General features: G+C 45.9%; 7 protein-coding genes and 2 pseudogenes. 4 read left to right on the forward strand and 5 right to left on the reverse strand.

Annotated elements, in window-relative coordinates:
- Positions 1 to 50: 50 nt before the first annotated feature.
- The 4 genes from EJF25_RS23770 to EJF25_RS23785 form a co-directional block, all read right to left on the reverse strand.
- On the reverse strand, positions 51 to 962 hold the full coding sequence (locus EJF25_RS23770; RefSeq protein WP_060385853.1) for a hypothetical protein: 912 nt from the start codon (positions 960 to 962) through the stop codon (positions 51 to 53).
- 3 nt (positions 963 to 965) lie between these two features.
- The gene (locus EJF25_RS23775; RefSeq protein WP_025867502.1) at positions 966 to 1,394 is read right to left on the reverse strand and encodes a DUF3408 domain-containing protein; all 429 of its coding nucleotides are present in this window, start codon (positions 1,392 to 1,394) and stop codon (positions 966 to 968) included.
- 2 nt (positions 1,395 to 1,396) lie between these two features.
- Complete coding sequence (locus EJF25_RS23780) at positions 1,397 to 1,807, reverse strand: ParA family protein (protein ID WP_025867501.1); 411 nt, start codon at positions 1,805 to 1,807, stop codon at positions 1,397 to 1,399.
- Positions 1,808 to 1,870: 63 nt separating this feature from the next.
- Positions 1,871 to 2,050, reverse strand: coding sequence for a conjugal transfer protein TraA (locus EJF25_RS23785; protein WP_235016906.1), 180 nt, complete (start codon positions 2,048 to 2,050; stop codon positions 1,871 to 1,873).
- An 857-nt stretch (positions 2,051 to 2,907) separates the two neighbouring features.
- Between EJF25_RS23785 and mobA the strand changes: the two are divergent.
- The 4 genes and pseudogenes from mobA to EJF25_RS26010 all read left to right on the forward strand — a co-directional run bounded on the left by mobA (position 2,908) and on the right by EJF25_RS26010 (position 7,397).
- Positions 2,908 to 3,342: pseudogene (gene mobA / locus EJF25_RS26005) on the forward strand (conjugal transfer protein MobA).
- Between the two features lie 106 nt (positions 3,343 to 3,448).
- The gene (gene mobB / locus EJF25_RS23800) at positions 3,449 to 4,663 is read left to right on the forward strand and encodes a conjugal transfer protein MobB (protein ID WP_306308344.1); all 1,215 of its coding nucleotides are present in this window, start codon (positions 3,449 to 3,451) and stop codon (positions 4,661 to 4,663) included.
- A 47-nt stretch (positions 4,664 to 4,710) separates the two neighbouring features.
- Positions 4,711 to 6,732 (forward strand): annotated as a pseudogene (gene mobC / locus EJF25_RS23810) (conjugal transfer protein MobC).
- A gap of 392 nt (positions 6,733 to 7,124) precedes the next feature.
- Positions 7,125 to 7,397, forward strand: a complete 273-nt coding sequence (locus EJF25_RS26010; RefSeq protein WP_235016907.1) for a DUF4372 domain-containing protein — start codon at positions 7,125 to 7,127, stop codon at positions 7,395 to 7,397.
- A 308-nt stretch (positions 7,398 to 7,705) separates the two neighbouring features.
- Here EJF25_RS26010 and EJF25_RS23820 read toward each other — a convergent pair.
- On the reverse strand, positions 7,706 to 8,977 hold a 1,272-nt coding region (locus EJF25_RS23820), incomplete at its 5' end, for an IS66-like element ISBvu3 family transposase (protein WP_125043171.1).

The following is an 8,977-nucleotide window of genomic DNA, read 5'->3' on the forward strand; positions in this document are numbered from 1 at the left end:
AACCCGTATCGAAATAGCCTCTTGCCATTGTTACCTCCTTTTTTAATCGGTTAGTCACTGTCCGGAGCAGCCCCGCCCATTTGCTCGACTTCATCCAGAAATTTGCTGATACGGCTGTCGCTGCCATTGATACTTTCCAGTATCGAGCGTTCAATCTGCGTATCCCTGATATGGTGGATCGCCCTTAAAAGGGACAATCGTCTGTCTGTCGGAATCTCCCTGCCGTTGCAGAGGTCGATGATTAAATCAAGCTCTTCCGGCCCTATGCCGGTTGCCCCGTCCGAATAATCTTCGCGGACACAGTTCAGATCTTCCAGTTCTTCGTTCAACTCGTCGGTATCCACTCCGTCACCGTTTCCTCTCTGTCCGTCATCGCCTTCATGTCCGCCGGAACTCCCGTCCGGGGAAGCCCGCCACTCTTCCACACGCTTGTCCCGGAACAGATCCGGGATGCGCTCCGGCGGCACTTGTGCAGCCTTTGGCGGTGTCGTGTCCCCGTTTCTGCCAGCAAAAGTAGAGGCATTTTCCTTACCTGCAATAGCCCCGGAACCGGTGGCGTTCATTGGCGGCTGCTGGCGTGTCCCATAGCTTTTCGTGACGACAAGGCTGTCCGTTTCCGACTGTTTTTCCACCGTTTTTTCACTGCTTCTCTCCGCAGTCTTTTCTGTGGGCTTCATCGCCGCCTTGACAGGTGGAAGCTCTTTCTCCTGCCTTTTCACGACTGTCGGAATCTCTTTCCTGCCCGTTTTCCCTTTCGCCTGTCCACGTCCCTTCTTCCGTTCCTCCTTCACCGGATCGAACCAGCCTGCCGCACCCCGCAGGGCTTTCGCCATGCGGCGGCGTGCCTTCCCGAAACATATCTCGCCAAGCTGCCCCCTGAACAGGAACTTGTCCATGAACAGATAGGCGAACAGCAGCCAGAACAGAACCGCTCCGGCTTCATAACATAATCGCATATCCATAGCTTAAAAGATTTTGTTGTAACTCTTCTGGCAGTATGCCTTCACCTCATCCGAATGTTTCTCGAAATGTTCCCGCAATACATTGTCAATGTAATTGCCCACCGTCAACTGCCGTTTACCGGCAATGCCGACGATGACCGATATTTTCCGGTGTAGTTCCTTGTCTATATAGACACCCTGCCTGCCTTCGCATTTGTAAGGGGTGAGGAATCTCCTCATAAATTCGGTCTGTGCGGCTTTCAACGTTTTGGATGCGGCCTTTTCCGGCGTCTCTTCCGCTTCAGATTCCGTCTTTGCCTTTTCAGCCGTTTCCCTGTCCGTTTCCTCTTTGGGGGGAATGGACGGTGTTACCTTTTCCGGCGGACTACCCGCCATCAGGCTGCGCAGGTAGGCTTCATCCACCGGATTCTGTCCACTCGTTTTCTTTGCCATGACTATACAATTTTGATTGTCCGCATGATTTCATCCATAAGCGCATCAAAGCCGCACTCCTTCGTAAAGCCCGCATCCGGTGCAAACAGGGTGCTCCGGTAAACCGGGCCGCCCGTAGTGGAGAGGTCTTTGGTGAAGTTACTGCGCACGGGGACACGGGTTTGGAGACAGTCCAGTCCCAGGAGGGAGAAACCTTGCTGGTAAATGTCATATAAGACGGTACGTTCCCTCCGGTCCACCATATTCCAGAACATGCACAAGGCTTTCAGATTGGAGATGCCGGTCCTTATCAAGCGGTCATTGACAGTCGTGGCAAAGTTCAGCGTGCTTTCCAGCACAAGGCGGTCTGCCTTTATCGGTACGAACAGATAATCGAGTGCACTGATTGTGGCAATCACCCCGTCACTGCCCATTGTTCCGGGCAGGTCGAACAGCACCACATCATAATGCACGTCTGCCTTTTCCTCAAACGCCCTTCAGTCCGTCATGCAATCCGCCGGGGTACTGCCGATAACAGGGTAAGCCTTCTTCTTCAACCGCCCGGCCTGTTCCACCAGAAGATTCTGATAGACGGGTGTGGTCTTTACCACTTCCATATCCCGTTTTTTCTGTTTGATGATTGAATGCTGCGGATAGTCACAATCCACTATCGCCACATTCAGACCTTTCACATAATGCAGTCACGACGCCGCATAAATCGCAAAGGTTGATTTACCCACGCCGCCCTTCTGGGAGGCGAACGAAACGAATACGGTTTTCTTTCTCTTTTCCATTGTTACTGATTTAAATGAATTAATTGATTTATAGACAGCCAGATGAACAGCCGTCTGTCTTTGGGGCCATCTGTCCGGTTACTCATTCTGTTATCTGTTTGTCCAATTAGCTATATAGTAATTTAATTATGCGGCTACTTGGCTATCCGGCTATCTACTTATATAGCTACTCTATTACATGGCTATTTAATTATGTAGCTATTCAGCTATCTGTCTATTCGGCTATGTAGCTATATAGCTATGTACATATTCGGATAGCTATTCACATATCCGATTGCATAGCCATTTATCCGAATAGCTGTTTATCCGTCTATACATTTATATATATGTATAGCTATATATCCGGATAAATGCCTGTTTGAATATCTACCTGATTGCATATCTGTTTATCCGTTCAAATAGCTATCCGGCTACAAATAAACCTCAAAAAGAGCATCCATGAAGTACCCCCGGCTCCAAAGTCATTCATTGGCGGGTGTTGGCGTGATACGCCATGATGCACGGACAGAAAAAACTATCTACCTTTGTCGCAGGGAGAGCGCAGCCCGTTCTCGGTAAGAGAACGTAAGACAAATCCTTCAGACCTTTAATCCGGCACAGCCGGATTTTAATATGCGTCAGCATATAGCGAGGTGTACTTTCAGCGGTTGAGAATATTTCCAACCGCTGAAAGTCTCGCCCGAAAGGTGTTTCGGGGGGCAAAGGTTCTCCCAAGTCGAACCTTTTAAAATTTTCATGTTATGAAAGATGAAACAAGAATCCGTAACGCCGCAGGGCGCAAGGTGCTGGCAGACCCGCGTACGCACCGCTATTACCTTTGTCTCAATGACAATGAGAACGAGAAGTTTCTCACGATGTTCGAACAGTCCGGCATGAAGAACAAGGCCGAATTTATCTTTGCACGCATCTTCGGCTGAGAGTTCAAGGTGGTAAGGATTGACAAGGAAGCGCAGGAATACTACGCCCGGCTGACCGCTTTCTATCAGCAGTTCCGACGGATAGGAAACAACTACAACCAATGTGTAAAGACCATCCATACCATTTACGGGGAGAAGAAATCGCTTGCGTTCCTTTACAAACTGGCAGAAGAAACCCGCAAGCTGGAGGAACTCTGCAAACAGATTATCGAGCTGACAAAACGGTACGAAAAGGAGTATCTCACTAAAAAGGAATAACGTCATGGTGCCGAATATCACATCGGGCAGTTCATTCTATGGAGTGATTGCCTATAATAAGATAAAGGTGGATGACGGTACGGCAAAGGTATTGTGACATCCTAAAATAGCGGCGGATACTTCCGGCAATGTACCGATTGAAAACTGCGTACAGGCTTTCGAGCCTTATATCGCACTTAACTCGCACGTCAGGAAACCGGTTATCCACATCTCCTTGAATCCTTCCCCGAAAGACATTCTTTCAGAAGAGCAGATGACCGTACTGGCGCAGGAGTTCATGGAAAAGTTCGGTTACGGGAACCAGCCCTATATCGTATGGTTGCACGAAGACATAAACCGCAAACACATGCACATCGTTTCGGTACGTATCAACGGGCAGGGTGAAAAGATAGACCACAATCGGGAGGCTATCCGGGCACAGAACATCTGCCGTGAAATGGAAGTGAAGTACGGGCTTCATCCCACATTCGGAGAACACGGTGAGAGGGAACTATCATCCCTACAAAAAGTGGATTATCCGAAAGGAGACGTGAAAGCACAGGTAAAGCATACCGCCCGAACCTTGCTGGAATGTTACAACTGTCACTCGCTTGCCGAATACAACACTCTTCTGAACCTGTATAACGTAACCGTTTATAAAGTCAGGGGAAGTGTGGACGGGAAGGAATACCACGGTATTATGTACGGAGCTTTGGATGATAACGGACAGCAGGTGGGAACACCTTTCAAGTCCAGCAAGTTCGGTAAGGCATTCGGTTATGAAGCACTGCAAAAGAAGTTTGCCGCCTCTACTGAAAAGGTGAAAAGGAACAGCCTTGCCGAAAGGACAAGACAGGAAGTCATTAAAGCCATGCAGGATATCGGCACGAAAGAGGATTTCGCCCGAAAGCTGAAAGAGGCGGATATAGAGACGGTTTACCGTATCAATCCCGAAGGACGTCTGTACGGCATCACTTTCATAGACCATACTAGCCGGACAGTGTTTAACGGCTCGCGTCTGGGCAAGGCCTTTTCGGCCAATGTGTTCAACGAATTGTTCAACAATCCGGATGCGGACCGTACAAGACTGATACCACCGCCGGAGCAGGATACACCCCGGCAGGAACAAGATACGGAAGAAAGACTGGAAAGGAAGGAATACCGGCAACAGGAAAATCAAGGCTATCAGAGTGAACCGTCCGGCAGTCTGATTGATACGTCCGCACTCGGTGCCATTGACATTTTCTCCGTACTCATGGAAGATGACCATACGCACGAGTATATCGATCCGGCCTTCCGCTTCGGACGCAGGAAAAAGAAGAAGCGCAGGCGCAGATTATAATATAATAAAGGTATAGAACAAAAAGTCGAATTTTAACAGTTACAATTATGCAGAATGAAGATGATTTAAGAGGTCTTGCCAAAGTCACGGACTTTATGCGGGCCATCAGTTTTCTATTTTTGGCGATACACATCTATTGGTTTTGTTATGGCTGGCTACACGAAATGGGCTGGACGCTTGATATTGTGGACAGGATACTGTCCAATTTCCAGCGTACCACCGGACTGTTCTCGTCCGTTCTTTACACAAAACTGTTTTGTGTCCTCTTCCTCGGCCTGTCCTGCATGAGCAACAAGGGTGTGAAGAAGCATGAAATCACATGAAGGCAGATAACTATTGCGGCCATAGCGGGTGCCATACTCTTTTTCCTGAACTGGTGGCTGCTGTCCATTGACGCATCATCCGGTGTATGCGCCGTACTTTATACCACGACATTGGTCGTCGGTTTCTTCTGCCTATTGGCATCTGGTTTATGGATAAGCCGTCTGTTGAAGAACAATTTGCTGGAGGACGTTTTCAATACCGAAAATGAATCGTTCATGCAGGAAACCCGCCTTATGGAAAACGAGTATTCCATTAACCTGCCGACTAAATTCTGGTACAGGAGAAAGGAATGGAAAGGCTGGATAAACGTGGTGAATCCTTTTCGGGCCAGTATGATTTTAGGTACACCGGGTAGCGGGAAATCGTATGCTGTGGTCAATAATTACATAAAGCAGGCAATCGAGAAGTCCTATGCTCTTTATATATACGACTTCAAATTTGATGACCTGTCGGTTATAGCTTATAACCATCTGATTAAGTACAGACACCGCTATAAGATACCGCCCAAGTTCTACGTGATAAATTTCGATAACCCACGCAAGAGCCATCGCTGTAACCCGCTGGCGCCAGAACTGATGACGGATATTTCAGACGCTTACGAATCGTCGTACACCATAATGCTTAACCTCAATAAGTCGTGGGTGCAGAAGCAGGGAGACTTCTTTGTGGAATCCCCGATTGTCCTGTTTACGGCGATAATATGGTTCTTGAAAATCTATGAAGGCGGCAGGTTTTGTACATTCCCCCATGCGATAGAACTATTGAACAAAAGGTACGAGGATGTATTCACCATTCTGACAAGCTATCCCGAACTTGAGAACTACCTGAGTCCGTTCATTGACGCATGGAAAGGTGGAGCGAGCGAGCAGCTCCAGGGCCAGATTGCAAGTGCTAAAATCCCGTTATCCAGACTGATAAGTCCGCAACTCTATTGGGTAATGTCCGGCAGTGACTTTACACTGGATATTAATAATCCCAAAGAACCGAAAGTGTTATGTGTGGGCAACAATCCCGACAGAATTTCAATCTATGGAGCAGCATTGGGGCTTTATAATTCGAGAATCGTTAAACTAATAAATAAGAAGAAGCAACTCAAAAGTTGTGTGATTATTGACGAGTTACCCACGATTTTCTTTAAAGGTTTGGACAATCTGATTGCCACGGCACGAAGCAACAAAGTGGCGGTTGTATTGGGTTTCCAGGACTTCAGCCAGTTGAAACGTGACTATGGTGACAAGGAGGCCGCCGTTATCATGTCAACTGTGGGTAATGTATTCAGCGGTCAGGTGGTGGGTGAAACAGCTAAAACCTTGTCGGAAAGATTTGGAAAAATCCTGCAAAAGCGGGAGTCTGTGAGCATCAACCGAAGCGACACTTCCACTTCCATCAGTACGCAACTGGACAGCCTGATACCTGCCAGCAAAATCAGTACACTCTCACAAGGTATGTTTGTCGGTGCCGTAGCGGACAATTTCGGAGAAGCGATAGACCAGAAGATTTTCCATGCACAGATAGTGATGGACAATGAAGCCGTACAGAAAGAGACGGCGGCCTACCAACCCATACCCGAAATCAGCAGCTTTCTGGACGAGGAAGGTAATGATACAATGGAGCAGCAGATACAGACCAACTACCGGCAAATCAAACAGAATATTGTAGAACTTGTAGAAAACGAACTGATACGAATCGAAAATGATCCGGCACTCAAACATCTGTTGAGTGGTAATGAAGGAGAACAGACTTAAACCTTAAATAGCATTCCGATAAAATATTTTCCATGGTATATTACGGTAATTCCCCAAGCTACACAAACTTCACTTCTGCAGATTGCCATAAAGAACCGCTTCTCAGGAAAAGACAAAAGCATGAACAACCATCCGGACAATTCCGACTTGCCTGCTCATGTTCTTGTCTATCAATTTTCCAAAAGAAAATATGTAAAAATTACGGCACTTAGAAATTAATCATATCATTACTGTCCCGCAAAAGTGGATAAACAGATCTTTGAAATAGCTGAAATACAGCTAATTACACCCTATTTATAAAGTGCAACGATTTGAAATTATGCCTTTGAAGCCAAACCAAATGGCTTCAAATGAATTAAGACAAACATATTTTTGCTCAACTAGTAGAATTTTTGAACAACAATAAATTTAGAAGGCTCGTAGACAAGTACGACGGAAACCGCTATGTTAAGCACTTCACTTACTGGAAGCAGCTTTTTGCTATGGTGTTCGGGCAACTAAGCAATCGTGAGAGTCTACGCGACTTGATCATTGCATTGGAAGCACATCAATCCATGTGTTATCATTTGAGATTAGGTCGTGTGAACCTTTGGCCAAAACTACACTTGCAACAGCTAGCCAAAACAGAGATTACAGAATCTTCGAAGATTTTGCATTCTACATGATGAAGAAAGCCTACGAAAACGCGCTACTCATATCCTAAATATTCAAGGAAAAAAGTATGCTTTTCGTTATGCTTGGTTACATTCCCTCGGGCTAAATTTTGTAGTAAAAAAGGTAGAATAAAAACTCACGTCCTCTATGACATAGAAGCTCAAGTTCCGGCTTTTTTACGGTAACTACAGTCTCAAGCATGATTCAACAGTGTAAGCATCCGATAAAGTACACATTGTATTTTCATAAAATAGAAAACTCGATATCAACTTTAGTCAAAAGCTAATATCGAGTTTTTTTTATTCTTCAACATAAATATTTAAACTCCAATTGGATTCGTGTTGGATTTCTCTAACTTCCAAACATCCGGAAGAAGTTCACGAACATTTTTCCCGGAGTCCTTTTCCAGATAGTATGGAAGTTTGGCTATGACATCATTCAGCCATTCCCTTGGGTTAATTTCCTGTGCTTTACAGGTAGCTAATAGTGAGCATATGATTGCTGTATTTTCAGCAGCCTCGTGGTTACCACAAAAGAGGAAGTTCTTTCTGGACAAAGTAAGTGGTCTAATCGCATTTTCCGCCAGATTATTATCGATTTTCAGATTTCCATCTTTCAGGTAATTCTTCATTCTTGGCCAAAGAGGATAAGTATAGGTAATAGCTTGTCCCATGCGACTTCTTGGTGGTACTTTGCCATAAGTCTGTTCCACCCATTTTTCAAAGGAGTCAAGTATGGGAGTTGCCAAACGCTGGCGGAGTGCACATCGTCCCTGCGCATCGAGTTTCCGGGCATCTGCTATCTGCTCAATATGATATAGTTCCTGTATTTGTTTAAGAGCATATTCAGCAAGTGATCTATTTTCATCCAGTGCCAGCTCCATATGTCTTCTGATATGGGCCAGACAGGCAATAAGGCACACGTCCTTAGTGCCATCAAACGCATTGTAGGCACTGTATCCGTCACTTTGAAGATATCCTTTGAAGTCCTTTAATAAATTTCTGATTGTCTGTCCGGATCGGGAACCGTCATCATAATGGAAGATGACCTGTTTTTCCATAACTGCCCTGACCATCCATAAATACTCCTTATCGGTTTTTCCCTTTCCTTTGTTGATGACCCGTACTGTGGTTTCGTCGACCTGAACATATCCGCTGCCCGTTACGAGCTTTACTAATTCCGAATAAAGAGGACTTAATAACTCACATACCGGCTTAAACCACCCGCTTAAAGTACTTTCCGGCAGTCGTACACCCAAATGTCTGTATTCCTTTACCTGACGATAAAAGGGAACATGATATTCATATTTCTGCAGAAGTATTTCGGCTAGCAAGGAAGGTCCTGCCAGACATTTGTATATAGGGGAAGGTGGAAGCGGTGCTATTATGACACCGCTTTCACCCTCTTTGGGAAGACTTAAATTATTTTTGAGTCCGTATTTGGGACGTACTGTCTCTTTGACATATAGCTTTCCCGGTTCAAATTCAAGCGTACGTGTGCGCTCTTCACCTATACGACGATATCGATTCAGATCCACATTATCAGGTTCGACAATGACTTCCACAACGGGCAGCCCCTCTAACAGTTCCCG

Source organism: Bacteroides faecalis, from assembly GCF_003865075.1.
GTDB classification, from domain to species: Bacteria; Bacteroidota; Bacteroidia; order Bacteroidales; family Bacteroidaceae; genus Bacteroides; species Bacteroides faecalis.